General features: G+C 66.8%; 32 protein-coding genes. 30 read left to right on the top strand and 2 right to left on the bottom strand.

Annotated elements, in window-relative coordinates; genetic code table 11:
* Positions 1–122: 122 nt before the first annotated feature.
* Genes JOD63_RS11540 through JOD63_RS11530 form a run of 3 tightly spaced genes read left to right on the top strand, consistent with a single transcriptional unit; the run spans position 123 to position 4,947 of the window.
* On the top strand, positions 123–1,964 hold the full coding sequence (locus tag JOD63_RS11540) for a polysaccharide pyruvyl transferase family protein (protein WP_045275963.1): 1,842 nt from the start codon (positions 123–125) through the stop codon (positions 1,962–1,964).
* A complete protein-coding gene (locus tag JOD63_RS11535; protein WP_045275964.1) occupies positions 1,965–3,893 on the top strand; it encodes a glycosyltransferase family protein in 1,929 nt (642 codons plus the stop codon). It abuts the gene before it with no gap.
* Entirely contained in the window at positions 3,871–4,947 is a 1,077-nt protein-coding gene (locus tag JOD63_RS11530; RefSeq protein WP_245243914.1) for a glycosyltransferase family protein, read from the top strand. Before JOD63_RS11535 ends, JOD63_RS11530 begins: the two co-directional genes overlap by 23 nt.
* Here JOD63_RS11530 and JOD63_RS11525 read toward each other — a convergent pair.
* Together JOD63_RS11525 and JOD63_RS11520 are read right to left on the bottom strand one after the other, a co-directional pair.
* Positions 4,934–6,025 (bottom strand): glycosyltransferase, encoded by a 1,092-nt coding sequence (locus tag JOD63_RS11525; protein WP_045275983.1) that lies wholly within the window; start codon positions 6,023–6,025, stop codon positions 4,934–4,936. The two genes, JOD63_RS11530 and JOD63_RS11525, sit on opposite strands and share 14 nt — an antisense overlap.
* Complete coding sequence (locus JOD63_RS11520) at positions 6,022–6,816, bottom strand: polysaccharide pyruvyl transferase family protein (protein WP_045275966.1); 795 nt, start codon at positions 6,814–6,816, stop codon at positions 6,022–6,024. Before JOD63_RS11520 ends, JOD63_RS11525 begins: the two co-directional genes overlap by 4 nt.
* A gap of 89 nt (positions 6,817–6,905) precedes the next feature.
* Here JOD63_RS11520 and JOD63_RS11515 point away from each other — a divergent pair, with 89 nt between their 5' ends.
* From JOD63_RS11515 to JOD63_RS11385, 27 genes are all read left to right on the top strand, one after another.
* Positions 6,906–8,072 (top strand): nucleotide sugar dehydrogenase, encoded by a 1,167-nt coding sequence (locus JOD63_RS11515; protein ID WP_045275967.1) that lies wholly within the window; start codon positions 6,906–6,908, stop codon positions 8,070–8,072.
* Positions 8,073–8,128: 56 nt separating this feature from the next.
* Entirely contained in the window at positions 8,129–9,697 is a 1,569-nt protein-coding gene (locus JOD63_RS11510) for a sugar transferase (protein WP_084613547.1), read from the top strand.
* Positions 9,698–9,800: 103 nt separating this feature from the next.
* A complete protein-coding gene (locus JOD63_RS11505) occupies positions 9,801–11,729 on the top strand; it encodes a DUF4012 domain-containing protein (RefSeq protein ID WP_211088103.1) in 1,929 nt (642 codons plus the stop codon).
* Positions 11,726–12,226: a VanZ family protein gene (locus JOD63_RS11500; RefSeq protein WP_052682496.1), complete on the top strand. Its 501-nt coding sequence runs from the start codon at positions 11,726–11,728 to the stop codon at positions 12,224–12,226. The genes JOD63_RS11505 and JOD63_RS11500 overlap by 4 nt, the downstream gene beginning before the upstream one ends.
* 78 nt (positions 12,227–12,304) lie before the next feature.
* Complete coding sequence (locus JOD63_RS11495) at positions 12,305–12,523, top strand: hypothetical protein (RefSeq protein WP_045275485.1); 219 nt, start codon at positions 12,305–12,307, stop codon at positions 12,521–12,523.
* A gap of 471 nt (positions 12,524–12,994) precedes the next feature.
* Positions 12,995–13,303, top strand: coding sequence for a 30S ribosomal protein S10 (gene rpsJ, locus JOD63_RS11490; protein ID WP_045275484.1), 309 nt, complete (start codon positions 12,995–12,997; stop codon positions 13,301–13,303).
* An 8-nt stretch (positions 13,304–13,311) separates the two neighbouring features.
* A complete protein-coding gene (gene rplC / locus JOD63_RS11485) occupies positions 13,312–13,971 on the top strand; it encodes a 50S ribosomal protein L3 (RefSeq protein ID WP_045275483.1) in 660 nt (219 codons plus the stop codon).
* A gap of 2 nt (positions 13,972–13,973) precedes the next feature.
* The gene (gene rplD / locus JOD63_RS11480) at positions 13,974–14,636 is read left to right on the top strand and encodes a 50S ribosomal protein L4 (RefSeq protein WP_045275482.1); all 663 of its coding nucleotides are present in this window, start codon (positions 13,974–13,976) and stop codon (positions 14,634–14,636) included.
* The gene (rplW, locus tag JOD63_RS11475; RefSeq protein ID WP_045275481.1) at positions 14,633–14,944 is read left to right on the top strand and encodes a 50S ribosomal protein L23; all 312 of its coding nucleotides are present in this window, start codon (positions 14,633–14,635) and stop codon (positions 14,942–14,944) included. Before rplD ends, rplW begins: the two co-directional genes overlap by 4 nt.
* A 24-nt stretch (positions 14,945–14,968) precedes the next feature.
* Complete coding sequence (rplB, locus tag JOD63_RS11470) at positions 14,969–15,808, top strand: 50S ribosomal protein L2 (protein WP_045275480.1); 840 nt, start codon at positions 14,969–14,971, stop codon at positions 15,806–15,808.
* 12 nt (positions 15,809–15,820) lie between these two features.
* Positions 15,821–16,102 (top strand): 30S ribosomal protein S19, encoded by a 282-nt coding sequence (gene rpsS / locus JOD63_RS11465; RefSeq protein WP_045275479.1) that lies wholly within the window; start codon positions 15,821–15,823, stop codon positions 16,100–16,102.
* Positions 16,103–16,124: 22 nt separating this feature from the next.
* Positions 16,125–16,523 (top strand): 50S ribosomal protein L22, encoded by a 399-nt coding sequence (gene rplV / locus JOD63_RS11460; protein ID WP_045275478.1) that lies wholly within the window; start codon positions 16,125–16,127, stop codon positions 16,521–16,523.
* Positions 16,523–17,287 (top strand): 30S ribosomal protein S3, encoded by a 765-nt coding sequence (gene rpsC / locus JOD63_RS11455; RefSeq protein ID WP_045275477.1) that lies wholly within the window; start codon positions 16,523–16,525, stop codon positions 17,285–17,287. Before rplV ends, rpsC begins: the two co-directional genes overlap by 1 nt.
* The gene (rplP, locus tag JOD63_RS11450) at positions 17,287–17,706 is read left to right on the top strand and encodes a 50S ribosomal protein L16 (RefSeq protein ID WP_045275476.1); all 420 of its coding nucleotides are present in this window, start codon (positions 17,287–17,289) and stop codon (positions 17,704–17,706) included. Before rpsC ends, rplP begins: the two co-directional genes overlap by 1 nt.
* Positions 17,706–18,020 carry a 50S ribosomal protein L29 gene (gene rpmC / locus JOD63_RS11445; RefSeq protein WP_045275475.1) on the top strand — a complete coding sequence of 105 codons (315 nt, stop codon included), beginning with the start codon at positions 17,706–17,708 and terminating at the stop codon, positions 18,018–18,020. Before rplP ends, rpmC begins: the two co-directional genes overlap by 1 nt.
* Complete coding sequence (rpsQ, locus tag JOD63_RS11440) at positions 18,020–18,355, top strand: 30S ribosomal protein S17 (protein WP_052682495.1); 336 nt, start codon at positions 18,020–18,022, stop codon at positions 18,353–18,355. Before rpmC ends, rpsQ begins: the two co-directional genes overlap by 1 nt.
* A complete protein-coding gene (gene rplN / locus JOD63_RS11435; RefSeq protein WP_045275474.1) occupies positions 18,352–18,720 on the top strand; it encodes a 50S ribosomal protein L14 in 369 nt (122 codons plus the stop codon). The genes rpsQ and rplN overlap by 4 nt, the downstream gene beginning before the upstream one ends.
* 4 nt (positions 18,721–18,724) lie before the next feature.
* A complete protein-coding gene (gene rplX / locus JOD63_RS11430; RefSeq protein ID WP_045275473.1) occupies positions 18,725–19,084 on the top strand; it encodes a 50S ribosomal protein L24 in 360 nt (119 codons plus the stop codon).
* Positions 19,084–19,674 carry a 50S ribosomal protein L5 gene (gene rplE, locus JOD63_RS11425; protein ID WP_045275472.1) on the top strand — a complete coding sequence of 197 codons (591 nt, stop codon included), beginning with the start codon at positions 19,084–19,086 and terminating at the stop codon, positions 19,672–19,674. Before rplX ends, rplE begins: the two co-directional genes overlap by 1 nt.
* Before the next feature lie 118 nt (positions 19,675–19,792).
* The gene (gene rpsH, locus JOD63_RS11420) at positions 19,793–20,191 is read left to right on the top strand and encodes a 30S ribosomal protein S8 (RefSeq protein WP_045275471.1); all 399 of its coding nucleotides are present in this window, start codon (positions 19,793–19,795) and stop codon (positions 20,189–20,191) included.
* A 6-nt stretch (positions 20,192–20,197) separates the two neighbouring features.
* Positions 20,198–20,734 (top strand): 50S ribosomal protein L6, encoded by a 537-nt coding sequence (rplF, locus tag JOD63_RS11415; protein WP_045275470.1) that lies wholly within the window; start codon positions 20,198–20,200, stop codon positions 20,732–20,734.
* A gap of 2 nt (positions 20,735–20,736) precedes the next feature.
* Positions 20,737–21,096 carry a 50S ribosomal protein L18 gene (rplR, locus tag JOD63_RS11410; protein WP_018171459.1) on the top strand — a complete coding sequence of 120 codons (360 nt, stop codon included), beginning with the start codon at positions 20,737–20,739 and terminating at the stop codon, positions 21,094–21,096.
* The gene (rpsE, locus tag JOD63_RS11405; RefSeq protein WP_045275469.1) at positions 21,093–21,779 is read left to right on the top strand and encodes a 30S ribosomal protein S5; all 687 of its coding nucleotides are present in this window, start codon (positions 21,093–21,095) and stop codon (positions 21,777–21,779) included. Before rplR ends, rpsE begins: the two co-directional genes overlap by 4 nt.
* A complete protein-coding gene (rpmD, locus tag JOD63_RS11400; RefSeq protein ID WP_045275468.1) occupies positions 21,779–21,964 on the top strand; it encodes a 50S ribosomal protein L30 in 186 nt (61 codons plus the stop codon). Before rpsE ends, rpmD begins: the two co-directional genes overlap by 1 nt.
* Positions 21,964–22,563 carry a 50S ribosomal protein L15 gene (gene rplO / locus JOD63_RS11395; protein ID WP_084613487.1) on the top strand — a complete coding sequence of 200 codons (600 nt, stop codon included), beginning with the start codon at positions 21,964–21,966 and terminating at the stop codon, positions 22,561–22,563. The genes rpmD and rplO overlap by 1 nt, the downstream gene beginning before the upstream one ends.
* Before the next feature lie 99 nt (positions 22,564–22,662).
* The gene (gene secY / locus JOD63_RS11390; protein ID WP_045275467.1) at positions 22,663–23,988 is read left to right on the top strand and encodes a preprotein translocase subunit SecY; all 1,326 of its coding nucleotides are present in this window, start codon (positions 22,663–22,665) and stop codon (positions 23,986–23,988) included.
* The gene (locus JOD63_RS11385; protein WP_045275466.1) at positions 23,985–24,578 is read left to right on the top strand and encodes an adenylate kinase; all 594 of its coding nucleotides are present in this window, start codon (positions 23,985–23,987) and stop codon (positions 24,576–24,578) included. Before secY ends, JOD63_RS11385 begins: the two co-directional genes overlap by 4 nt.

Raw genomic sequence — 24,578 nt, 5'->3', positions numbered from 1 at the left:
GGCGATTCTAGTGCAACGCATCGTCCGCCTGAGTCAGCTCTCAGCATCGGGAGGATAGACTCATGCGGCCCCATTTCCGCCCCGCCCGGTGCTGCGCGCCGTCTGCAAGACAGGGTTCCCAGTTGTCTTCTTCGCTTGACGACGTCATCGTCTGTTCCTTCTACACCGATGACGACTACTACCGGGGGTGGGCTCGCACGCTGGAGCAGAATCTCGATGAGCTCGGCATCGGTCACGTGCTGCGCGAAGTCCACCCCGAAGCGGGACAGGACTGGGCCGACATCTGCCGCCAGAAGGTGGCGTTCCTCGACCAGGTGTGCCGTGAGAACCCGGACAAGCGCGTGTACTGGACCGATGTGGATTGCCAGATCCTCCAGTTCCCTGAGTATCTGCACACCTTCACCGCTGACGTGATCGGCTTCCAGCACGGGTTCGCGGGTCCGATGGAGATCGGCTACAAGGGTCATACCCGGTTCTGGGCGCCGAGTTTCATCGGCGTGAACACCACTCCGATCGCCCGCAAGTTCGTCGCGGACGCCGCCAAGCTCGAGCGGGAGTCGTCGATCAAGGCCACAGACGACTACTTCTTCGAGGAGTCGTGGCGGGCGAACGCCGATCTCATGAGCTTCCAGATCATTCCCGCCGGCGCAGTCCTCGGGCGGGGGAACGGCAACGTGGAAGCGTTCTTCAAGTTCGGCTCGAGCGGCAACGTCCCCGAGTTCCGGAACAAGGTGGTGCAGCACACGGCACCGGGGTCGAAGACGGCCCCCGGGAGCGCGGCGTCGAACGGCCACCGGACCTCTGGGCGTATCGTCGCCGCGCGCACCAAGGTTCGGATGGGAACCTACAAGGTCCTCAAGGGCATTGACGACGGAATCACCAAGCTTGCTCCCGACAACGCCGAACGGCTCCGGGAGTGGGCCAAGCAGCAGCCCCTCGTCCATCGGGTCCGCCCGACGACGCCCCCCAAGGCGCAGAGCCACCGCGCGCGGCTGCTCGCGCAGGCGACCAACGCGGGCCAGAAGGGGAACATCGCCGACCTCGAGGACATCTCCACGCGGCTGGCCACGTCCGGCGTGCTCACCACGGATGAGTCGGCAACGCTCGCCGCAGCGCAGGCATTCGCCGAGTACGCGCTCAGCGGCGACCAGGGCGCCGAGCGTATCCCGCTCATGTGGTGGACACGGCCCTCCCCCGGAAACTTCGGAGACTGGGTTAGCCCTCTCGTGGTGACACGCACAGCCGGTCGCGGGGTGTCGGTCGTCCCCACGTCGGGCACCGAGCGCAGACGACACCTCGTGTCCGTCGGGTCGATCGCACGTTTCACCAACGAGAACTCCATCGTGATCGGGACCGGTGCCTCGGCGGAATCCGCTGAGCTCCACCCCGATGCGCACTACCACTCCCTGCGGGGCCCGCTCACCGCGGCGCTTCTGCGCGATCGTGGCGGGCGCACGGTGGACAGCTTCGGCGATCCGGCGTTGCTGCTGCGCCGGCTCATCCCCGTGGACCGCCCTGCGTCGAACGGGCGGCTTCTGCTCGTCCGCCACTTCACCCACGCCAATCTTCCGGTGACACTGCCCGACGACATGGATGAGGAGAGTGTGTACCGTTCGAGCCCGGCGGACCACTCGGCGTTCCTGGCGAAGCTGAACGAGTATGACGGTGTGGTGACCAGCGCAATGCACGTCATGATCGCCTGCCACAGCTACGGGATTCCGGTGACGCTCATCGGCTTCCGAGGGTTCGAGGACACCGTCTCCGGTTCGGGCATGAAGTATCGGGACTACTCCGAAGGTGCCGCCCTCGAGCGGAACTGGGAGCCCGTGCCGATGGCCCTCAACCTCGGGAAGGCCGACCTTCGGTCGCGACTCGAGCGCGAGTACGTATCGGACACGAAGCTCGACGAAGTCGAGGCGGCGGTGCGCGCTGCCGTAGCCGACTGGCGGAACAGCGGCGACTGAATGTTCAAGGACATCTTCGCCTCGTTCGGACAGCAGTTCCCGAATTGGCGGATCCGCACGCTCCTGATCGCCCTCATCATTCTGATGGCGGCGGTCCCCGTCGGCGAGCTACTGGTCCTGCAGATCTTCTCCACCCTCCTGGTGGACGGCCCAGGCGAGCTCGCCGGACAGGTCGGCAAAGTTCTCGGCCTGCTCGCCATCTTCTTCGTCGGGTTCGGGATCACGCGTGGTCTGCACCACATGACCAAGTTCTGGCGTGTGCGGCTGTTCCGATCGGCGTTCGCCGATGTCCAGGCGCGGACCGGAATCGGGTCGGTCGGGTGGCAGTGGGCTGTCGCCTTCGACGTCTCGACCCTCATCGCCGATATGGTGCAGGTCGTGGCCATCGCCATACTGCTTCTCTTCCTCGATCGGATAGTCGGGGCGGTGAGTGCAGTACTGCTCGTCGTCGTGGTCCTCCAGATGTCGATGCTGTACCGGCGGCAGATGCGGGTGCAACGTGAGCTGATGGAGAGCACGGTTCGAGACGTCGAGGCACCGATCCGCGAGCGCGTGTTCTCCGCAGAGTTCGCGGCTGTGGCGACCTCGGTGGCCACGGGAGTCGCGCTCGCCGCAGTCGTGTGGCAGACATTCACCGGGGCGCTGGCGATCGCGACCGCGATCGTGCTCGCCATGGCGCTGCGGATCTTCTTCAGCAGGGTCGGCGGGCTCGCCCCGACGCTCATGCGGTACGCGCGTGACTCACTGCGGCTGGAGCGCGATGTGAGCCGACTGGCTGCCCGTGCTCAGGCCGGTGGCCCGCCGCTGCTGGACGACGACGGCGACGGCGACGGCGATCTGGAGGAGATCGATGCGCAGGCTGCCGCCGTGGAAGCCGAGGTCGCCGCCAAGCGCCGTGCGGCGATGATCGATCGCGTTCTCATCGAAGCTCAGCGCGGCGAGAGTGCAGAATTCCACCACGCGGCGGGGAAGCTCCTTTCGACGGGCGATCTCACTCAGCGGGAGCGCGATGCGATGCGCGGTGCCGACGCCTTCCTCAGCTACTCGACGCCCGGCTCCGACGCTGCTCGATCCGCCGGCCCTGTGGCCATGTTCTGGGTGCCGAAGCCTCTGCCTGGATCGTTCGACGAGTGGGTCAACCCATACCTGATCCATGCCGGGACACGCCGTGCCGTGCAGTTCGTACCGTTGAAGGCGTCGATCGACGCGCCCCCGCACATCGTTCTCGGAGGATCGCTCCTCGCAAACGTCCAGGCGACCTCGATCGTCGCCGGTGCCGGCATTCCGAAACTGGACGCGCGAGTGAACCCGGGTGCGGACTTCGTGTCGCTCCGGGGGCCGCTCACGGCACGGGCCGTCCGGCGCGAGGGTGGTCCGGCCATCGAGACCTTCGGAGACCCTCGCCTCCTGGTGCGGCGCGTCCATCGGATCAGGATCGGCAGGACGAACGGCCGCCTGGTCTTCGTGCGCAACCACTCGGATGCCGATATCCCCTTCGTTCTTCCGCCCGATGTTGACGAGCTCTCGATCGAGGGCTCCCGGCCGGAGCAGGTCCTGGCAGCGATCAACGCGCTGGCGGGCTACGACGGTGTCGTGACGAGCAGCGTGGGTGTGATGGTCATCTGTCAGAGCTATGGCATCCCCGCCGCGCTGGTTGCAGTGACGGGCAGTTCCCGTGCCAAGCGGGTGTCGATGGAGTTCCGTGACCATCTGCAGGGAGCCGACCTCGAGCACGACTGGCGACTTCACGAGACGACTGTCGATCTCAGCGCCGTGGAGTGGCGGACGCGCCTTGTGGCCGAGCGAGTGGCTTCGGCGAAGCTCGACGAGATCGACACCAACGTGCGCATCGCGATCGAGCGCTACGAGGAGGCGATCCAAGACGAGGTCGAGCAGGGCATGGCCGATGACCAGGACGAGGATGGCTGAGGCGGCGTCGCGCCCGATCCGGGTGCTGCAACTGCTCGCCGACCCCGCGCACTCCGGCGGCCGCCCGGTCGACAACCCCTATACGTCGCTTCTCATCAGGTCACTGCCCCGAGACCGCGTCGACATCGGCTATTTCCGCTGGCGCGGAATGCTGACCGACCGGTTCGATGTGCTCCACGTGCACTGGCCGGAGAATTCGCTCCGTCACCCGAGAGCCGTCGGCAGAGCGCTGAAGATCGTGCTCTTCAGCGTGTTCCTCGTTCGACTCCGACTTCGGCGGAAGGCTGTCGTCCGAACCCTGCACAACGTCCAGCCGCACGATTCGGGCACGATGGCCGAGCGATGGGTCCTCCAGAGGCTCGACGCCCTCACGACCCTGTGGATCGTCCTCAACGAGACGACACCGTCACCTGATCCGCTGCGCACCGTTCTCATTCCCCACGGGCACTACCGGGGCTGGTATGCCACGCCGACAACGGAGCCCGTGCCCGGTCGTCTGCTCAATTTCGGAATGATCAAGCCCTATAAGGGCACGGAGCGGCTTGTCGCGGCATTTCGAGATCTGAACGGTCCTGCGATGAGCCTGCACGTCGTGGGCGAGCCGAGCGACGCCTCCCTGGCGGCGCGGGTGGCCTCTCTCGCCGCAAGCGACCCTCGGGTTCGACTCGATCTCCGGTTTCTCGACGAGGACGAACTGGCCGAGGAGATCGGGCGGTGCGAGGCGGTGGTGCTGCCCTACCGGATGATGCACAACTCCGGCGCGGTGCTTCTGGCGCTCTCACTCGATCGTCCCGCGATCGTCCCGTCCTCGGACGCGACGGAGCTGCTCGTCGCAGAATTCGGCGCGGAGTGGGTCGTCACCTTCTCCGGCGAGTTGGATGCCATCGCTCTTCAGGGGGCTGTCGACCGTGTCCGTGCGATGCCCCGTGCCCCCGGCGGACCCGATCTCACGCGTCGGGACTGGCCGGCGCTCGGACGACTCCTCGCAGAGGCGTACGGGCGGGCGGTCGAGCTCGCGCGCGGGCGCAAGCACGAGTCGCTCAACGCGCCGTGACCCCAGCGACGAACTCCAGGAGGCGACGCGCCTTGGTCGTCCACGCCTGCCCGAGCGCATGCTCGACACCGGCCGCGTTCGGCGACGCGTGGCGGATGGCGTCCTGGAGCGCCTCTGCGGCGTTCGCGGCATCCGTGTAGGTGAACACGCCACGTGCGGGGTCGGGGTGAACGACCTCCGTCTGTCGCGACACGACAGACAGCCCGCTCGCCAGGTACTCGTACAGTTTCATCGGGCTGCGGCCGCGGTTGAGCGGATCATCCGACAGCGGGAGCAGCCCGATGCGCGCTTCCGCGAGCAGTCGGGGGACGCTCTCGTACGGCACGGGCCCGAGAAGTTCGACGTTGACCGGCAGCGCAGCCGGTGGTGTCGCGGCGGGACCGGCGAGCACGAACCTCCACCGGGGGAACCGCCCCGCCCACGCCATCGTCTGGTTCCAGTCGAACCTCGAGTCGAATGCTCCGATGTACACGCAGATCTCAGGTCGGGGTCTCCAGTCGACCGTGTGGAAACGCTCCGTGTCGACGCCGTTCTCGATGACAGTCGACGGGAAGGGGAGCGGACCGAGGCGATCGAGTACGGGCCGAGACGTCGCGATCACACCGTCGACGCGGCGGATGGCGTCCCGCTGCAGACGCGCCTTCATGCCCGACGGGTACTCGTCGGTCGGCCGATATACGACTGCGGGCGCGACGCGCAGAAGAGACCGCGACCAGAGCAGCGGCTGATCGATCAGTACCATGTCGAATCCCCGAAGTCCGAGCCGTCGGAGCCTCCGAGTTACGCGGAAGGCGCCGATGCCCGCCGGTAGCAAGGTTCGCGGAACCAGGTACCGCACCCCGGCCTCGCCGACGGAGTCGACCGGCGTCGCGGCCGCCTTGGCACGCGAAACCCGTCGTGTGATGAGGTGCACAGCCGAGATCGGAGTCGACAGGTGTACGACGTCGTGCCCATCCCGTGCCAGCGCATCAGCGAGGTGGTGACTGCCGATCCGGAACGGACCGTAGGGGTCAGTGTGGCTGACGAACAGGATCCGCGTCGCAGGCGGTTCCTCGGCAGCATCGGCGACCCTGTTCACGTGACCGGAGGGGAGAGCGGCTCCCACAGGTCTTCGGGAAACGCATCCAGCAGTGCGTCGGCAGACCAGGCGGAGAGGGGCGGGGCGGGGGCGGTGCGTAGCCCTTCCTGCCAAGATCCAGCGGGAGACGGCATTCTGCGCCCGGTGCCGCTGTAGTAGTCCTCGTACTTGAACGTCGGCTCGCTGGCCGACGCGACGAGGACGGCCGGAACGCCGTACGCCTCCGCCACTACGATCCCGTGGAGCGAACTCGCGACGACCCGGTCGGCCGACGCGATCCTGCGGATGCACGCCAGGACGTCGCTGCGGGGGTTCAGGGCGTCGGGCGGGAAGTGCGCACGGTCGTGGAGGTTCGGGACGAGGACGGTTCCAGCCGTTCCACGCGAGATGCCCAGCTCGGAATCGCTCCACAGACGGGGGAGAAGCAGGGCTGGATCCCCGTAGACGTCGGGCACGTGGATCCCTGCAGCGCGAAGGGCAGCCGCGCTCGCAGGCCCGCGCACGGCGCGCACATCCAACCGCGGATAGGTTGTGCGCTGCATCTTCCCGTTCACGCCCGTTCCCCACACGACGTCGCCGTCGCGGGCGAGATGCATGATCGAACCGACGGCGAGCAGGCGCCGATCACGCGCCCCGCGATCGCCGAGCGTGCGAGACTGCCGGATCCGTTCGACGATGAGCGGGCCGAGCAGATCACCGAAGTTGTCGATCCTGCGCCCGATCTTCACACGCGTGAGGATTCGACCCGTGCCGACGGCAGTCCGCGGGTTCCAGTGCACGACTTTCGGCATGTCTCCTCGCCCGGGCCAGATCGTCTCCACAGCCTACTCGGACGATCTGCCGTCGATCGCGTGTGCTCGGCGACGGATACGCTTCCTGCATGAAGATCGCCATCGTCGGAACGGGCTACGTCGGCCTGTCGAACGCCGTCGTCCTCGCCCAGCACCATGAGGTCACCGCCGTCGACATCGATGCGCGGAAGGTCGAGTTGCTGCGGCAGCGGCTGTCGCCAATCGTGGATGCCGAGCTCGAGGAGTACCTCGCGACGCGGAACCTCAAGCTCACCGCCACACTCGACTCGAAGGCGGCATTCCGCGACGCGGAGTTCGTGATCGTCGCCACCCCGACCAATTATGACGAGGTGACGAACTACTTCGACACCTCGTCGGTCGAGTCCGTCATCGACGCCGTGCTCTCCGTGAACCCGCAGGCCGCGATCGTCATCAAGTCGACCGTTCCGGTCGGCTTCACCGCACGGATGGTGGCCGAGCACGCCGGCGCGACGATCATCTTCTCGCCCGAGTTCCTGCGCGAGGGGCGTGCCTTGTACGACAACCTGCACCCGTCGCGCATCGTCGTCGGGGACCGCGGCGCTGCAGGGCGGCGCTTCGCGGATCTTCTGCTCGAGGGCGCCATCGACACCGACGTGCCGGTGCTGCTCACCGATTCGACGGAGGCGGAGGCGATCAAGCTCTTCGCGAACACCTTCCTCGCGCTGCGGGTCGCGTACTTCAACGAACTCGACACCTACGCCGCGGTGCACGGGCTCGACTCGCGCCAGATCATCGAGGGTGTCGGTCTCGATCCGCGGATCGGCTCGCACTACAACAACCCGTCGTTCGGCTACGGGGGATACTGTCTGCCCAAAGACACCAAGCAGCTGCTCGCGAACTACTCCGAGGTGCCGCAGAACCTCATCGCGGCGATCGTCGAGGCCAACAGCACCCGCAAGGATTTCGTCGCGTCCGACATCCTCGCCCGCAGCCCCCGGACCGTCGGCGTGTACCGCCTGGTCATGAAGTCGGGATCCGACAACTTCAGGGCATCCTCCATCCAGGGCATCATGAAGCGAATCAAGGCCAAGGGCGTGACTGTCATCGTCCACGAGCCGGCGCTCGACGACGCCGAGTTCTTCAACTCCGCCGTCGTGAACGACCTCGAAGAGTTCAAATCCCGCGCCGATGTGATCATCGCGAACCGATCGACGGATGCCCTCGCCGACGTCGCGCACAAGGTCTATACGCGCGACATCTACGGCCGAGACTGACCGTCGCGCGCGTTTCCGGTGGCGCTGCGGGCCGCTTCGGTACTATTGCCTTGATTATGAGCGCCGTGAACCATGGGATCGCCGGGTCGCCACCGGCGGTCGGCCGCGAGTCGGCCCCCCACGTCGCCACCGCCGTTGTGGCGGCGGGCGCCGCGGCGGCCGACCCATTCCCGTGGCAGGCCCACAGTGCGCGCATCGCGCGCGCGAACGCGACGAGCTGGCGCCGGCGCTACGCCACTCGCCTGCTCGCGACCGATGCGGTCGTCACTGCGGCGACCCTGCTGCTGGCGGGGATCTGGATCGGTCTGGATGCGACGCTCAGCTGGCGTGGCGGACCGCGGGTCGAGTACTCGGTCGCGATCTCGGCTGTCTGGCTCGCGTGGATGCTCATGCTCTGGCTCGTCGACAGCCGCGACGTGCGGATCGTCGGCCATGGGGTCACCGAATACCGCAAGGTCGTCCACGCCGGGGTGTTCCTGTTCGCCGGCCTCGTGATCGTCGCGTTCTTCCTCCGCATCGACCTGTCGCGTCTGTTCTTCTTCACCGCGATCCCGATCGGCACGGTGGTGGTCATCGCCTCCCGCTGGGGTTGGCGGCAATGGCTGCGCCGACGTCAACGCCGCGGGACCTTCGTCGACCGCGCTGTCATCGTGGGAGAGCGGGCGAAGATCGACGCCATTGCGCGCGTCATCGCGAACACCGAGGGCACCGGCTACCAGATTGTCGGGGCGATAACCGCGCGCGGGCACGCGATGAAGATCGCGGATCACATCGGCGTCATCGGCGACTACCAGCACGCGGTCGAGAGCATCGAGGGGGTCGGAGCGAACACGGTCATCGTGGCCAGCGCAGACGACCTCGACCCCGAGACGCTCCGCACGCTCAGCTGGCAGATGGCGGACCGCGACATCACGTGGGTCGTGGCGCCCGCGATGACCGACATCGCCGGACCCCGCATCCACGCCCGACCCGTCGCAGGGCTCCCACTCGTCGAGGTGGCTTTCCCCATGATCGAGGGGGGCAATCGCATCCTGAAGCGGGCGATGGACATCGCGGGGTCGCTTCTCCTCCTGATCCTCTCCTCTCCGCTCATGCTCGCCGCCGCGGTGACGATCCGCATCACCAGTCCGGGTCCGGTGTTCTACACCCAGCCGCGGGTGGGTCAGTTCGGCAACGTCTTCGGCATGATCAAGCTGCGGTCGATGATCCCCGACGCCGACGACCAGCTCGCATCGCTCCTCGACCTGCAGGGCCGCAGCGACCGGCCGCTCTTCAAGGTGAACGACGACCCGCGCATCACCCCGTTCGGCCGATTCATGCGTCGGCACTCGATCGATGAGCTGCCGCAGCTGCTCAACGTGCTCCGCGGCGACATGAGCCTCGTCGGTCCGCGCCCCCAGCGCCCGGCCGAGGTCAGCCTGTACGACGACAAGGCGCATCGCCGCCTCATCCTCAAACCGGGCATGAGCGGGTTGTGGCAGGTGAGCGGTCGGTCGAAGCTCAGCTGGGAGCAGGCGCTGCGCCTCGACCTCTACTACGTCGAGAACTGGTCGTTCGTGCAGGACGTCATCATCCTCGGGCGCACTCTGAGGGCGGTCATCCGACCGGAGAACTCGGCGAGCTGAACGCAGTCGCCTCCCTGAGACCTTCGTGTCGGTTCGGCGCGGATGTCCTGGTGAGAGCGTGCCTCTCGGCAGCGTCACAGGACTCACCCGATAGCATCCTGTGGTGTCTTCCAAGCCATCCCCCGGCCGCTTCCGCAAAGGCCGTGCCGGTAACCACGCGCCCGCGCCCCAGCGCGGTCGCCGATGGCCATGGATCGTGCTGGGAGTCTCGGTCGCTGTCTTGACCCCGATCGCGATCGTCGGCGGCATGTTCGCGTCTCAGGCGTTTCAGGTGCGCGACAACCTTCTGCAGGCCAAGAGTGAACTGGCATCGATCGTGAAGCTCGTCAAGGATGGCGACCAGGCGGGCATCCAGGGCGTAGCCGAGGAGGTTCTCGCGCTCACGGATGAGGCGGCGGTCATCGTCGAGGGGCCGCTGTGGGATGCTGCGGTGGACGTTCCCGCCGTCGGTGTGAACATCGCGGCGGTCCGTGCCGCGACCCGCGCGACCGACACCCTGGTCACCGATGCGCTTCCGCCGGCGCTCGAACTTCTGGGATCCGTCCAGATCGACCAGCTCAAGGTCGCCGGCGGCGGACTCAACCTCGAGCCGTTCACCGGCGCGATCGAGATGCTGCCAACCGTGCGCGAGGCGGTCGAGGATGCGCAGAAGCAGGTCGCCGACGTAGACCGCGCGGAGCTTCTGCCTGTGGTCGATGACGCCGTCGGCCAGTTGCTCGATGTGATGGATGAGGCGGGGCCGGCTCTCGACCTCGTCGAGAAGTACCTGCCCACGCTGCTGGCTCTCGCGGGAGCCAACGAGGACCGCACCTACGTCGTGCTCTTCCAGAACAACGCCGAGATCCGCGCCACGGGCGGAAACGCCGCCAATGGCGCGGTCGTCTCCGTGTCGAACGGAAAGATCGAACTGCGCAAGGACGAGCAGACCGATGCGTTCCACAACGCGGGCTACAACGGCGAGCTGTTCTACGAGATGCCCGAGTCGACCCTTTCGATGTACGAGTGGGACTTCGACCGCTCCTCGCAGAACTTCACCCGCACACCGGACTTTCCCACCAGCGCTGCGATGTACCGTGCGCTCTGGCAGGGCGCCAACGGGGGCGACATAGACGGCGTCATCTCCATCGACCCCGTTGTGCTCTCGTCCATGATGGTGGCGACGGGGCCGATCAAGCTCGCTGACGGAACAAAGCTCACGGCCGACTCGGTTGTCAAGGTGCTGCTGAGCGACACCTACGAGCGCTTCGGCAAGGACGGTGACGCCGCGGACGACTACTTCTCCGACGTAGCCGGCGCGGTGTTCGACACGGTCGCGGGCGGCGATTGGGACGCGGTCGAGATGCTCCGCCAGTTGCAGAAGTCGACCTTGGAACAGCGTGTCTACATGGCGTTCACCCGCGAGGCTGAGCAGAACCTCGCGGTCGAACTCGGTCTGGATGGCGCCCTGACGGACGACAACGCCGATCAGACACAGATCGGCGTCTGGCTGAACAACGCGTCGTACAGCAAGCTCGAGTACTACCTGAGCACGAAGCTCGACGTCTCGTGCGACGCCGAGGCCAGGACGGTGACGTCGACGCTGACCATGGCGAGCGCCGTGCCCGGCTGGAATCTCAGCCAGTACACGCTCGCGTGGCGCAACCCGAGTCTGGGGATCGACCGAACGACCATGATCCTCGATGTTCTGTCGTATGCGGTCCCAGGCGGCACGCTGACGTCCGATCCCGAGTACGGCGACCTTGCCGACTGGACGCGCACGGGCTCCGAAGCCGGCCGCGACGGCAGGAGCATCACGATGCTCCTGCCCATGGGGGAGACCAAGTCCGTGTCCTTCACGAGCACCCTTCCCGACGGTGAGCTCGGACCGCTTGCGGTCCGTTACTCGCCGACAGTGGCGGATACGCCGGTCACGGTCGGCGACTCCTGCGCCTCACTCTTCCCCGAGGCTGAGCCGACGCTGCTCGAGACGCTCCCGCTGCCGACGCCGACCCCCACCGCGACCCCCACGCCGACGCCCACCCCCACCCCGTGAGCAGCGAACGGCTCCCGAGCACCAGCGGCCCGCGTCACGCGCTCGTCGCCATGCTCGCGATCGGGTACGGGGCCTTCCTCGCCTTCGTCGTCTTCTGGCCGAGCCCGATCGACCAGCCGGTCGAGGGCCTCCTCGATCGCGCGATCGCAGAGATGCACGAGCGCGGTGTTCCCGCATTCGTCGACTACACCTTCATCGAGTCGTTCGCCAACGTGCTCCTGTTCATCCCGGTGGGGCTGTTCTTCGGACTCATCGTGCCGCTGCGCTGGTGGCCGGTCGCTCTGCTCTTCGGGCCGGCGCTGTCGGGACTCATCGAGCTCGCCCAGCGAGAACTCCTCGAAGCCCGCTACGCCACGATCGACGATGTCATCGTGAACTCGATCGGCGCGACGATCGGCGTGCTCGTGGCGGTCATCCTCCGTGGAGTCGTGAAGGCCCGTGACACACGGGTCATCGCGCGCAGCGACGCGATGCGCCGCGCCGCCGTCGCACGCTGACCCGGGGTTCCGCGCGGTCGCCCGCCCGGACAGAATGGACGGGCACGCCTCGCCCGGGGGCGGCGGAGGGTAGGAGCGATGAGCGGTTTCGACGACCTGATCAACCAGGGCAAGGACTTCCTCGAGCAGAACAAGGACAAGATCGACGACGTCATCAAGTCCGAGCAGGCGGAGGGTGTGAGCGACACTGCACTCGACGCGGCGGCCGACTTCGTCAAGAAGATCGCGCCCGACCAGATCGACGAGCACGTCGACAACATTCGCGGCACGATCGACAAGTCCATCGGCCACGAGTAGGGCGATCCACCGACGGCGGCGCAGGGCGGAGATGCCCTGCGCCGCCGTCGTTCCCCGGCTGTCTGAGAAGCCGCCGAGCATACCGCCGTCGCGACACGCCCGAGTTTGCGACACGCCCGGGCGTCTGGCAGACTAGTGAGGTTCCACATTCCTGCGCCCCTGTTGGCGTGCGCAGGATCACTGCCAGGGCAGTGCATAGGCGGCGCGAACGCGCAGGGTCCTAGGCCGCGGGCAGCAGAACCACCACATCACGAATCCTTCCATCGCGGAATCCATTCCGCGCGCAGTCGGATGACGGATGCCGGGAGCGGCGCTTCGGCGCGGCCTCCGGATTGACACAAGAACAGCGGTGCAGCATCCCTCGACCAGCTCGGGAACGAGCGGCCGTGAGATATGAAGTGCCCTGGCGCGCAAGCGTCACCGTGCGTCCGATGCCCTCGAGGTAAGACGCGAGAAGAGAGAGAGCAGACAATGGCGGGACAGAAGATCCGCATTCGCCTGAAGTCGTATGACCACGCCGGCCTCGATTCGTCGGCCCGCAAGATCGTCGACACCGTGACCCGTGCGGGCGCGACGGTCGTGGGCCCCGTGCCCCTTCCGACCGAGAAGAACGTGGTGTGCGTCATCCGGTCGCCCCACAAGTACAAGGACAGCCGCGAGCACTTCGAGATGCGCACCCACAAGCGTGTCATCGACATCATCGACCCGACGCCCAAGGCCGTCGACTCGCTGATGCGCCTCGACCTGCCGGCCGATGTCAACATCGAGATCAAGCTCTGAGGTTCGACATGGCTGACATCAACTCCAAGGTTTCCAAGGGCCTGCTGGGCACCAAGCTCGGCATGACCCAGGTGTGGGACGCGAACGGCAAGCTCGTTCCCGTCACCGTCATCGAGATCGCGCCGAACGTCGTGACCCAGGTCCGCACCCCCGAGAAGGACGGCTACAACGCCGTTCAGATCGCCGCCGGCCAGATCGACCCCCGCAAGGTGAACAAGCCCCTCACGGCCCACTTCGAGGCCGCGGGTGTCACCCCCCGCCGTCACCTCACCGAGGTCCGCACCGCTGACGCCGCCGAGTACACGCTCGGTCAGGAGCTCACGGTCGACGGCACCTTCGAGGCCGGCCAGCTGGTCGACGTCGTCGGCACCAGCAAGGGCAAGGGCACCGCGGGTGTCATGAAGCGCCACAACTTCAAGGGCGTCTCGGCATCGCACGGTGCACACCGCAACCACCGCAAGCCCGGCTCGATCGGCGCATCGTCGACCCCGAGCCGCGTGTTCAAGGGCATGCGCATGGCCGGCCGTATGGGTGGCGAGCGCGTGACCGTCCTCAACCTCACGGTCCACGCCGTCGACGCCGAGAAGGGTCTGCTGCTCGTCAAGGGCGCGGTCCCCGGTGCTCGTGGCCGCACCGTCTACGTCCGCAACGCAGTGAAGGGTGCCTGAACATGGCTGACTCGACTCTCGCGCTCGACGTCGTGAAGGCAGATGGCAAGAAGGCCGGCTCGGTCGAGCTGCCCGCCGCGCTCTTCGACGTCAAGACGAACATCCCCCTCATCCACCAGGTCGTCGTCGCGCAGCGCGCGGCGGCTCGCCAGGGAACCCACTCGACCAAGCGTCGCGGTGAGGTCTCGGGTGCCGGCCGCAAGCCCTTCAAGCAGAAGGGCACCGGTAACGCCCGTCAGGGCTCGATCCGCGCGCCGCACATGACCGGTGGTGGCATCGTCCACGGCCCCAAGCCGCGCGACTACGCACAGCGCACCCCCAAGAAGATGATCGCCGCCGCGCTGCTGGGCTCGCTCAGCGACCGCGCCCGCGGTGAGCGCCTCCACATCGTCGACTCGTTCGGCATCGAGGGCGCTCCGTCGACCAAGGCCGCTGTGGCCGTGCTCGCTTCGCTGGGCGCCGTCAAGAACGTCCTCGTGGTCATCGACCGCGCCGACGACCTGGCCGTGCTGAGCGTCCGCAACCTGGCCTACGTGCACGTGCTGTACGTCGACCAGCTCAACGCCTACGACGTGCTCGTCTCCGACGACATCGTCTTCACCAAGGCCGCCTACGACGCGTTCGTCGCGTCGAAGAGCGCCGCCACCGAGGAGGTCTCGGCATGACCGCCGCGAACATCGCCCTGAACAAGGACCCCCGCGACATCATCCTGAAGCCGGTCGTCTCGGAGAAGAGCTACTCGCTCATCGACGAGGGCAAGTACACGTTCCTCGTGGACCCCCGCGCGTCGAAGACCGAGATCAAGCTCGCGATCGAGAAGATCTTCGGCGTCAAGGTCGCTGCGGTCAACACGATCAACCGCGTCGGCAAGGCCCGTCGCACCCGCTTCGGCACCGGCAAGCGCAAGGACACCAAGCGCGCCATCGTGACCCTGAAGTCGGGCACCATCGACATCTTCACGGCAGTCGGCTGACGGTCGGGATAGAGGACTAGAGATATGGCTATTCGCAAGTACAAGCCCACGACCCCGGGTCGCCGCGGCTCGTCGGTGGCCGACTTCGCCGAGATCACCCGATCGACGCCGGAGAAGTCGCTCCTCCGCCCGCTCAGCAAGACCGGTGGACGCAACAACCAGGGCCGCATCACGACCCGTCACATCGGTGGTGGCCACAAGCGCCAGTACCGCGTCATCGACTTCCGTCGCAATGACAAGGACGGCGTCAACGCCAAGGTCGCTCACATCGAGTACGACCCCAACCGCACCGCGCGCATCGCGCTGCTGCACTACTTCGACGGTGAGAAGCGCTACATCCTCGCCCCGAACAAGCTGTCGCAGGGTGACATCATCGAGTCGGGTCCGTCGGCTGACATCAAGCCGGGTAACAACCTGCCGCTGAAGAACATCCCCACCGGTACCGTGATCCACGCGATCGAGCTCCGCCCCGGCGGCGGCGCGAAGATCGCGCGTTCGGCCGGTGTGTCGGTTCGCCTCGTGGCGAAGGACGGCCCCTACGCTCAGCTGCGTCTCCCCTCGGGCGAGATCCGCAACGTCGATGCGCGCTGCCGCGCGACCATCGGCGAGGTCGGCAACGCCGAGCAGTCGAACATCAACTGGGGCAAGGCCGGCCGCAAGCGCTGGCTGGGCGTCCGCCCGACCGTCCGTGGTGTCGCCATGAACCCTGTCGACCACCCGCACGGTGGTGGTGAGGGCAAGACGTCCGGTGGTCGTCACCCTGTTTCGCCGTGGGGCAAGGCCGAAGGCCGCACCCGCCACGCGAACAAGGAAAGCGACAAGTACATCGTTCGCCGTCGCAACGCCGGCAAGAAGCGGAAGTAGGAGTAGAGGAAGATGCCTCGCAGCCTTAAGAAGGGCCCCTTCGTCGACGAGCACCTGCTTCGCAAGGTGGTCGTGCAGAACGAAGCCGGCACCAAGAACGTCATCAAGACCTGGTCGCGCCGTTCGATGATCATCCCGGCCATGCTGGGTCACACCATCGCCGTGCACGACGGACGCAAGCACATCCCCGTGTTCGTGTCCGAGACCATGGTCGGCCACAAGCTGGGCGAGTTCGCGCCCACCCGCACCTTCCGCGGCCACGTGAAGGACGACAAGAAGGGCCGTCGCCGCTGAGGCGGCGACAGAGGAGAGAGAAATGGTGGAGTCCATCGCACGCGTGCGACACATCCGCGTGACCCCTCAGAAGGCTCGTCGTGTCGTTGCGCTCATCAAGGGCAAGCAGGCTGAGGAGGCCCTGGCCATCCTCAAGTTCGCACCGCAGGGTGCGAGCGAGCCGATCTACAAGCTCGTCGCCGCCGCGATCGCGAACGCTCGCGTCACGGCCGACAAGGACGGCGAGTTCCTGGACGAGCAGGACCTGTACGTGAAGAACGCGTACGTCGACGAGGGCACGACGCTCAAGCGTTTCCAGCCCCGCGCTCAGGGTCGTGCTTTCCAGATCAAGAAGCGCACGAGCCACATCACGGTCGTGCTCTCGACGCCGGAGGTCGCTGAGACCGGCACCGGCGCACAGACGAAGAAGGCGAGCAAGTAATGGGACAGAAGGTAAACCCCTACGGCTTCCGCCTCGGCATCACGACGGACCACGTGTCGCGTTGGTTCTCGGACTCGACGAAGCCCGGCCAGCGTTACGCCGACTACGTCGCCGAGGACATCCGTATCCGCAAGCTCCTGCAGACGCAGCTGGACCGCGCCGGCGTGAGCGGGATCGAGATCGAGCGCACGCGTGACCGCGTCCGCGTCGACATCCACACCGCCCGTCCGGGCATCGTGATCGGCCGCCGCGGCGCCGAGGCCGAGCGCATCCGCGCCGACCTCGAGAAGCTCACCGGCAAGCAGATCCAGCTGAACATCCTCGAGGTGAAGAACCCCGAGGCCGACGCTCAGCTCGTCGCGCAGGGCATCGCCGAGCAGCTCTCTGCTCGTGTGGCGTTCCGCCGCGCGATGCGCAAGGGTCTGCAGGGCGCTCAGCGTGCAGGTGCCAAGGGCATCCGCATCCAGGTCTCCGGCCGCCTCGGCGGCGCCGAGATGAGCCGCTCGGAGTTCTACCGCGAGGGTCGTGTGCCGCTGCACACGCTGCGCGCGAACATCGACTACGGCTTCTACGAGGCGAAGACCACCTTCGGCCGCATCGGCGTGAAGGTCTGGATCTACAAGGGCGACCTGACCAACAAGGAGCTCGCTCGCGAGCAGGCCAACGCGCCCAAGTCGCGTGGTCGCGATGACCGTGGCGACCGCCGCGGCCCGCGCAACGACCGCCGCACCGAGGCACCCGTCGCAGAAGGAGCGTCTGCCTGATGCTTATTCCCCGTAAGGTCAAGTACCGCAAGCAGCACCACCCCAAGCGCGATGGCCAGGCCACCGGCGGCACCAAGGTGTCGTTCGGCGAGTTCGGCATCCAGGCGCTCACGCCCGCTTACGTGACCAACCGTCAGATCGAGTCCGCTCGTATCGCGATGACCCGTCACATCAAGCGTGGTGGAAAGGTGTGGATCAACATCTACCCCGACCGTCCGCTGACCAAGAAGCCCGCCGAAACCCGCATGGGTTCGGGTAAGGGCTCGCCCGAGTGGTGGGTCGCGAACGTCAAGCCGGGTCGCGTCCTCTTCGAGGTCGCCGGTGTCAACGAGGAGCTCGCTCGCGAGGCCCTGACCCGTGCAATCCACAAGCTGCCCCTGAAGGCACGCATCATCAAGCGCGAGGAGGGCGACGCATAATGGCGATCGGTACCAAGACGCTCGCTCCGAGCGAGCTCGACACGTTCGAAGACCAGCGCCTCGTCGAGGAGCTGCGCAAGGCCAAGGAAGAGCTGTTCAACCTGCGCTTCCAGTCGGCCACCGGCCAGCTCGAGAGCCACGGCCGCATCCGTGCGGTCAAGCGCGACATCGCGCGGCTCTACACCGTGATCCGTGAGCGCGAGCTCGGCATCCGTGCCACGCCCGCCCCGCTGGAGACGGCGACCAAGGCGAAGAAGACGAAGGCCAAGAAGGCGGATGCCGCTGACGAGGCCGTGAAGGAAGAGGCTGAGTGATGGCCACCACGAAGAAGGCTGCGGCTGAGGCGACCGAGGTCGCCGGCCACGAGCACGCCGAGAACGACGTGCGTGACGCCGAGGCCCGCGGGTACCGCAAGGCCCGTCGCGGTTACGTCGTCAGCGACAAGATGGACAAGACGATCGTCGTCGAGGTCGAGGACCGCGTGAAGCACCCCCTCTACGGCAAGGTCATCCGTCGCACCTCGAAGGTCAAGGCGCACGATGAGGGCAACACCGCCGGCATCGGCGACCTCGTCCTCATCAACGAGACCCGCCCGCTGAGCGCCACCAAGCGCTGGCGTCTGGTGGAGATTCTGGAGAAGGCCAAGTGATTCAGAACGAGTCCCGCCTCAAGGTCGCCGACAACACCGGCGCGAAGGAGCTGCTCACCATCCGCGTGCTCGGCGGCTCCAACCGTCGCTACGCCGGCCTCGGTGACATCATCGTCGCCACGGTCAAGGACGCGATCCCGGGCGGAAACGTCAAGAAGGGCGACGTGGTCAAGGCCGTCGTCGTCCGCACCAAGAAGGAGACCCGTCGTCCCGACGGTTCGTACATCAAGTTCGACGAGAACGCCGCCGTCATCCTGAAGAGCGACGGGGAGCCCCGCGGCACCCGCATCTTCGGCCCGGTCGGTCGTGAGCTTCGCGACAAGAAGTTCATGAAGATCGTCTCGCTCGCACCGGAGGTGATCTGACCCCATGGCCAACATCAAGAAGGGTGACCTGGTTCAGGTCATCACCGGCAAGAAGCAGGACAAGGGCGGCGACCGCGGCAAGCAGGGCAAGGTCCTCGAGGTCCTGACCGAGCAGAACCGCGTCATCGTCGAAGGCGTCAACTTCGTCACGAAGCACAACCGCGTCGGCCAGTCGCAGCGCGGCACCAAGACGGGCGGCATCGAGACGATGGAAGCCCCGATCCACATCTCCAACGTCCAGCTCGTCGACCCCTCGACCAAGAAGCCGACCCGTGTCGGCCACCGCGTCGAGGAGCAGACGAAGGACGGCGTGAAGCGCAACGTCCGCGTGCGCTACGCGAAGAAGTCAGGCAAGGACCTCTGATGAGCACTGACACTGCCGCGCCGGCTGGCAAGATCCAGCCGCGCCTGAAGCAGAAGTACAACACCGAGATCAAGAAGGCGCTGCAGGAGGAGTTCGGCTACGCGAACGTCATGCAGACTCCCGGTCTCGTGAAGGTCGTCGTGAACACCGGTGTCGGCGAGGCAGCTCGCGACAGCAAGGTGATCGATGGTGCGGTCGAGGACCTCACCAAGATCACCGGTCAGAAGCCGGTCGTCACCAAGGCCCGCAAGTCCATCGCGCAGTTCAAGCTGCGTGAGGGCCAGGCCATCGGCGCACACGTCACCCTCCGCGGCGACCGTGCGTGGGAGTTCATCGACCGTCTGGTGAACCTCTCGCTGCCCCGCATCCGCGACTTCCGCGGTCTGTCGGCCAAGCAGTTCGACGGCAACGGCAACTACACCTTCGGTCTCCAGGAGCAGTCGGTGTTCCACGAGATCGACCAGGACAAGATCGACCGCGTCCGCGGCTTCGACATCACGATCGTGACGTCGGCGAAGACGGATGCCGAAGGCCGTGCGCTGCTGCGCCACCTCGGCTTCCCCTTCAAGTCGGACGACGCCCAGGCGTGATCTTCCGCGGGGGCGCCGCCTGGCGGCGCCCCCGCATCCCACAACTGAAAATGGCAGTCATAGAAGGTCGTCTTCCGTGTAACGGGAGCCGAAACCTCATGAACGAAAGAAGCATCACATGACGATGACAGACCCGGTCGCAGATATGCTGACCCGTCTGCGCAACGCGAACTCGGCCCACCACGACTCCGTGTCGCTGCCGAGCTCGAAGCTCAAGACCCACATCGCCGACATCCTCAAGCAGGAGGGCTACATCTCCTCCTGGGAGGTCAGCGACGCCCGCGTCGGCCAGACCCTGACGCTCACGCTGAAGTACGGCCCGAACCGCGAGCGGTCGATCGCCGGCATCAAGCGCGTCTCGAAGCCCGGTCTCCGCGTGTACGCGAAGTCGACCGAGATCCCCCGTGTCCTCGGTGGCCTCGGCGTCGCCATCCTGTCCACCTCCTCCGGTCTTCTCACCGACCGCCAGGCCGAGCAGAAGGGCGTGGGTGGGGAAGTCCTCGCCTACGTGTGGTGATCTGACATGTCGCGAATCGGACGTCTCCCCATCGCCATCCCCGCCGGCGTGACCATCTCGGTCGACGGCCAGGATGTCGCAGTCAAGGGCCCCAAGGGCGAGCTCCAGCTCACCGTGGCGCGCCCCATCGAGGTCAAGGTCGAAGAGGGCCAGGTCGTCGTGACCCGTCCCGACGACGAGCGCGAGTCGCGGTCGCTCCACGGCCTGACCCGCACCCTGATCAACAACAACATCATCGGTGTCACCGAGGGCTACTCCAAGGGCCTCGAGGTCGTCGGCACGGGTTACCGTGTCGCCCAGAAGGGCACGGCCGTCGAGTTCGCGCTCGGCTTCTCGCACCCGGTGCTCGTTGAGGCTCCCACCGGCATCACGCTGACGGTCGAGGGCAACAACAAGCTCACCGTGAGTGGCATCGACAAGCAGGCCGTCGGCGAGGCGGCTGCAAACATCCGCAAGATCCGCAAGCCCGAGCCGTACAAGGGCAAGGGTGTGCGCTACGCCGGCGAGGTCGTTCGGCGCAAGGCCGGAAAGGCTGGTAAGTAACCATGGCTGTGAAGTCGAAGTCCGACGCGCGCGCGCGTCGTCACGCCCGCCTTCGCAAGAAGGTCGTCGGCACCCCCGAGCGTCCGCGCCTGGTCGTCACCCGTTCGGCGCGTCACGTCTTCGTGCAGATCGTCGACGACAGCAAGGGCCACACGCTGGCCTCGGCCTCGACCCTCGAGACCGACCTGCGTACGTCCGACGCTGACAAGACCGCCAAGGCCCGCAAGGTCGGCGAGCTCCTCGCGGAGCGCGCCAAGGCAGCCGGCGTCTCGGACGTCGTGTTCGACCGTGGCGGCAACCGCTACGCGGGACGTGTCGCGGCAATCGCCGACGGCGCCCGCGAGGGAGGTCTGAACCTGTGAGTGACAACAAGGAGAGCAACGTGACCGAGCAGGCTGCTGCCGAGGCTCCGGCCGAGGCCGCCACCACCGAGCGCGAGCCCCGCGAGGCTCGCCGCGGCGGTCGCGAGCGCAACCCCAACCGTGGTGAGCGCGGCGGTCGTGACCGCAGCGAGAGCCAGTTCCTCGAGCGCGTCGTCACGATCAACCGCGTGTCGAAGGTCGTCAAGGGCGGTCGCCGCTTCAGCTTCACCGCGCTCGTCGTGGTGGGTGACGGCAACGGTCTCGTGGGCGTCGGCTACGGCAAGGCCCGCGAGGTCCCCCTGGCGATCTCGAAGGGTGTCGAAGAGGCCAAGCGCAACTTCTTCCGCGTTCCGCGCGTCGGCTCGACCATCCCGCACCCCGTGCAGGGTGAGGCAGCCGCCGGTGTGGTGCTCCTGCGCCCCGCCGCGGCCGGTACCGGTGTCATCGCCGGTGGTCCGGTGCGTGCCGTCCTCGAGTGCGCCGGCATCCACGACGTCCTTTCGAAGTCGCTGGGTTCGTCGAACACGATCAACATCGTCCACGCGACGGTGGAGGCCCTGAAGCAGCTCGAGGAGCCGCGTGCGGTCGCCGCGCGCCGTGGCCTCGAGTTCGACCAGGTCGCCCCCGCCCGTCTCGTCCGTGCCGAGGCTGAGGCCGCGGCTGCTGCGAAGGCAGGTGTCTGATGGCCGAGCGCCTGAAGGTTACCCAGGTCAAGTCCAAGGTGAGTGAGAAGCAGAACCAGCGTGACACGCTGCGTTCGCTCGGTCTGAAGCGGATCGGCGACTCGGTCGTCCGTCCCGACGACGCGCAGACGCGCGGCTACGTCAAGACCGTCGCGCACCTCGTGAAGGTTGAGGAGATCGACTGATGGCTGAGAAGGCCGAGAAGAACGAGGCCGTCGAGGCAGAAGCCCCCAAGAAGGCTCCTGCCAAGAAGGCTGCTGCGCCCAAGGCCGCCGCTGCGAAGCCGGCTGCCAAGAAGGCGCCCGCCAAGAAGGCCGAGCCGAAGGCGGATGCTCCGGCATCGCGCCCCGGCGTGCTGAAGGTGCACCACCTGCGTCCGGTCCCGGGCTCCAACACCGCCAAGACCCGCGTGGGTCGCGGTGAGGGCTCGAAGGGCAAGACCGCCGGTCGTGGCACCAAGGGCCAGAAGGCCCGCTACCAGGTCAAGGCAGGTTTCGAGGGTGGGCAGATGCCGCTGCACATGCGCACCCCGAAGCTCCGTGGCTTCAAGAACCCGTTCCGCGTCGAGTACCAGGTCGTGAACCTGGACAAGCTCGCGGAGCTGTACCCCACCGGTGGCGATGTCACCGTCGGCGACCTGGTCGCCAAGGGTGCGGTGCGCAAGAACGAGAAGGTCAAGGTGCTCGGCACCGGCGACATCTCGGTGAAGCTCACTGTGTCGGTCGACAAGGTCTCGGGTTCCGCCGAGCAGAAGATCGTCGCAGCAGGCGGCACCGTCAAGTAATCACAGTCCACGGGGGCCGGAGTTTTCTCCGGCCCCCGTTGGGTTACCCTGGATCACGGTGTGCCCCCGAGCACCCCGTCATCTCTTGGAGGCATCCTCTTGTTCAGCGCCATCGCGCGGGTCTTCCGTACCCCCGACCTCCGTCGGAAGATCGCATTCACCCTGGGCATCATCGTGCTGTACCGCTTCGGTGCCCACGTCCCCGCGCCCTTCGTAGACTTCCCGAACGTCCAGTCCTGCCTCGATCAGAGCGGCTCCACCGACGGACTGCTCTCGCTCGTGAACCTGTTCTCCGGCGGTGCACTGCTGCAGCTGTCGATCTTCGCGCTGGGCGTCATGCCGTACATCACGGCCACGATCATCGTGCAGCTGCTGCGCGTGGTCATCCCGCACTTCGAGACCCTCTACAAGGAGGGCCAGGCGGGCCAGGCTCGTCTGACGCAGTACACCCGCTACCTGACGATCGCACTTGCACTGCTGCAGTCGACCACCCTCGTCACCGTGGCCCGTTCGGGTCAGCTCTTCGGTACCACCGGCATCGCCGAGTGCGCGCAGCTGCTGACCAACGACGCGTGGTGGGCGCAGCTGCTCATGATCATCACGCTGACCGCCGGCACGGGCCTCATCATGTGGTTCGCCGAGCTCGTCACCGAGCGCGGCATCGGCAACGGCATGTCGCTGCTCATCTTCACCTCGATCGCCGCGACCTTCCCGGCCGCCCTCGGCGCCATCTGGGCCGCCCGCGGCTTCGAGATCTTCCTCCTCGTCATCGCCGTCGGAATCGTCGTGATGTCGCTGGTCGTGTTCGTCGAGCAGTCGCAGCGCCGCATCCCGGTGCAGTACGCCAAGCGCATGGTCGGTCGTCGCACCTACGGCGGCACCAACACCTACATCCCGATCAAGGTGAACATGGCCGGCGTCGTGCCTGTCATCTTCGCGTCGTCGCTTCTGTACATCCCCGCGCTCATCGCGCAGTTCAACATGCAGCCCGACGAGAACAACCAGATCCCGGGCTGGGTCACCTGGATCCAGACGTATTTCACCAACGGCGACCACCCGCTGTACATGGCGGTGTACTTCCTGCTGATCATCGGCTTCACCTACTTCTACGTCGCGATCACGTTCAACCCTGTCGAGGTCGCCGACAACATGAAGAAGTACGGCGGATTCATCCCCGGCATCCGTGCCGGCCGCCCCACGGCCGAGTACCTCGACTACGTGCTGACGCGCATCACGCTCCCCGGCTCGCTGTACCTGGGTCTCATCGCGCTCCTGCCGCTCATCGCCCTGGCGACGGTCGGCGCCAACCAGAACTTCCCGTTCGGTGGCGCCTCGATCCTCATCATCGTCGGCGTCGGCCTCGAGACCGTGAAGCAGATCGACGCGCAGCTGCAGCAGCGCCACTACGAAGGGCTCCTCCGATGACCAGGCTTCTGATCGTGGGGCCGCAGGGCTCCGGCAAGGGCACGCAGGGCGTGCGCATCGCCGAGGCGTTCGGCATCCCCGCCATCTCGACGGGCGACGTCTTCCGCGCGGCTGTCGCCGCCGGCAGCGACCTGGGCAACCAGGTGAAGGCGATCATCGAGGCCGGAGACCTGGTCTCGGACGAGCTGACCAGCGCCGTCGTGCGCGACCGTCTCGCCCAGGCCGACGCCGAGGGCGGGTTCCTCCTCGACGGCTACCCGCGGAACGTGGCGCAGGTGGCGCACCTCGACGAGTACCTCGAGGGCCGCGACGAGTCGCTGGACGTCGTCATCGAGCTGAGCGTCCCGCGTGACGAGAGCATCGCCCGCATCGCGCTGCGCGCGAAGGAACAGGGTCGCACCGACGACACCGAAGAGGTCATCGCGAACCGCCTCGGCATCTACGAGCGCGAGACGGCCCCGATCCTCGACGTATACCGCACCCGCGGCATCGTGGCGCCGATCGACGGCGTCGGCACCCTCGACGAGATCACCGCACGCATCCTCGCGGCCCTCGAGGCGCGCGGACTCGCGCGTCCCGAAGCTGCCTGA

It is taken from the genome of Microbacterium terrae (genome assembly GCF_017831975.1).
In the GTDB taxonomy this organism is placed as follows: Bacteria; Actinomycetota; Actinomycetes; order Actinomycetales; family Microbacteriaceae; genus Microbacterium; species Microbacterium terrae.
The sequence above is the reverse complement of the archived record's forward strand: the minus strand, read 5'-3'. Positions and strand labels throughout refer to the sequence as shown.

Excerpts from the sequence above, each read along its gene's own strand:
- rplW (WP_045275481.1), top strand. The coding sequence starts at position 14,633 with ATGACCGCCGCGAACATCGCCCTGAACAAGGACCCCCGCGACATCATC.
- rpsH (WP_045275471.1), top strand. The coding sequence starts at position 19,793 with ATGACGATGACAGACCCGGTCGCAGATATGCTGACCCGTCTGCGCAAC.
- JOD63_RS11535 (WP_045275964.1), top strand. The coding sequence starts at position 1,965 with ATGTTCAAGGACATCTTCGCCTCGTTCGGACAGCAGTTCCCGAATTGG.
- rpsS (WP_045275479.1), top strand. The coding sequence starts at position 15,821 with ATGCCTCGCAGCCTTAAGAAGGGCCCCTTCGTCGACGAGCACCTGCTT.
- rplV (WP_045275478.1), top strand. The coding sequence starts at position 16,125 with ATGGTGGAGTCCATCGCACGCGTGCGACACATCCGCGTGACCCCTCAG.
- rplD (WP_045275482.1), top strand. The coding sequence starts at position 13,974 with ATGGCTGACTCGACTCTCGCGCTCGACGTCGTGAAGGCAGATGGCAAG.
- rpmC (WP_045275475.1), top strand. The coding sequence starts at position 17,706 with ATGGCGATCGGTACCAAGACGCTCGCTCCGAGCGAGCTCGACACGTTC.
- rplF (WP_045275470.1), top strand. The coding sequence starts at position 20,198 with ATGTCGCGAATCGGACGTCTCCCCATCGCCATCCCCGCCGGCGTGACC.
- rplB (WP_045275480.1), top strand. The coding sequence starts at position 14,969 with ATGGCTATTCGCAAGTACAAGCCCACGACCCCGGGTCGCCGCGGCTCG.
- rplP (WP_045275476.1), top strand. The coding sequence starts at position 17,287 with ATGCTTATTCCCCGTAAGGTCAAGTACCGCAAGCAGCACCACCCCAAG.
- JOD63_RS11495 (WP_045275485.1), top strand. The coding sequence starts at position 12,305 with ATGAGCGGTTTCGACGACCTGATCAACCAGGGCAAGGACTTCCTCGAG.
- rplX (WP_045275473.1), top strand. The coding sequence starts at position 18,725 with ATGGCCAACATCAAGAAGGGTGACCTGGTTCAGGTCATCACCGGCAAG.
- rpsQ (WP_052682495.1), top strand. The coding sequence starts at position 18,020 with ATGGCCACCACGAAGAAGGCTGCGGCTGAGGCGACCGAGGTCGCCGGC.
- rplE (WP_045275472.1), top strand. The coding sequence starts at position 19,084 with ATGAGCACTGACACTGCCGCGCCGGCTGGCAAGATCCAGCCGCGCCTG.
- rplC (WP_045275483.1), top strand. The coding sequence starts at position 13,312 with ATGGCTGACATCAACTCCAAGGTTTCCAAGGGCCTGCTGGGCACCAAG.
- rplO (WP_084613487.1), top strand. The coding sequence starts at position 21,964 with ATGGCTGAGAAGGCCGAGAAGAACGAGGCCGTCGAGGCAGAAGCCCCC.
- rpsC (WP_045275477.1), top strand. The coding sequence starts at position 16,523 with ATGGGACAGAAGGTAAACCCCTACGGCTTCCGCCTCGGCATCACGACG.
- JOD63_RS11385 (WP_045275466.1), top strand. The coding sequence starts at position 23,985 with ATGACCAGGCTTCTGATCGTGGGGCCGCAGGGCTCCGGCAAGGGCACG.
- JOD63_RS11520 (WP_045275966.1), bottom strand. The coding sequence starts at position 6,816 with ATGCCGAAAGTCGTGCACTGGAACCCGCGGACTGCCGTCGGCACGGGT.
- JOD63_RS11515 (WP_045275967.1), top strand. The coding sequence starts at position 6,906 with ATGAAGATCGCCATCGTCGGAACGGGCTACGTCGGCCTGTCGAACGCC.
- JOD63_RS11510 (WP_084613547.1), top strand. The coding sequence starts at position 8,129 with ATGAGCGCCGTGAACCATGGGATCGCCGGGTCGCCACCGGCGGTCGGC.
- rplR (WP_018171459.1), top strand. The coding sequence starts at position 20,737 with ATGGCTGTGAAGTCGAAGTCCGACGCGCGCGCGCGTCGTCACGCCCGC.
- rpsJ (WP_045275484.1), top strand. The coding sequence starts at position 12,995 with ATGGCGGGACAGAAGATCCGCATTCGCCTGAAGTCGTATGACCACGCC.
- JOD63_RS11530 (WP_245243914.1), top strand. The coding sequence starts at position 3,871 with ATGACCAGGACGAGGATGGCTGAGGCGGCGTCGCGCCCGATCCGGGTG.
- rpmD (WP_045275468.1), top strand. The coding sequence starts at position 21,779 with ATGGCCGAGCGCCTGAAGGTTACCCAGGTCAAGTCCAAGGTGAGTGAG.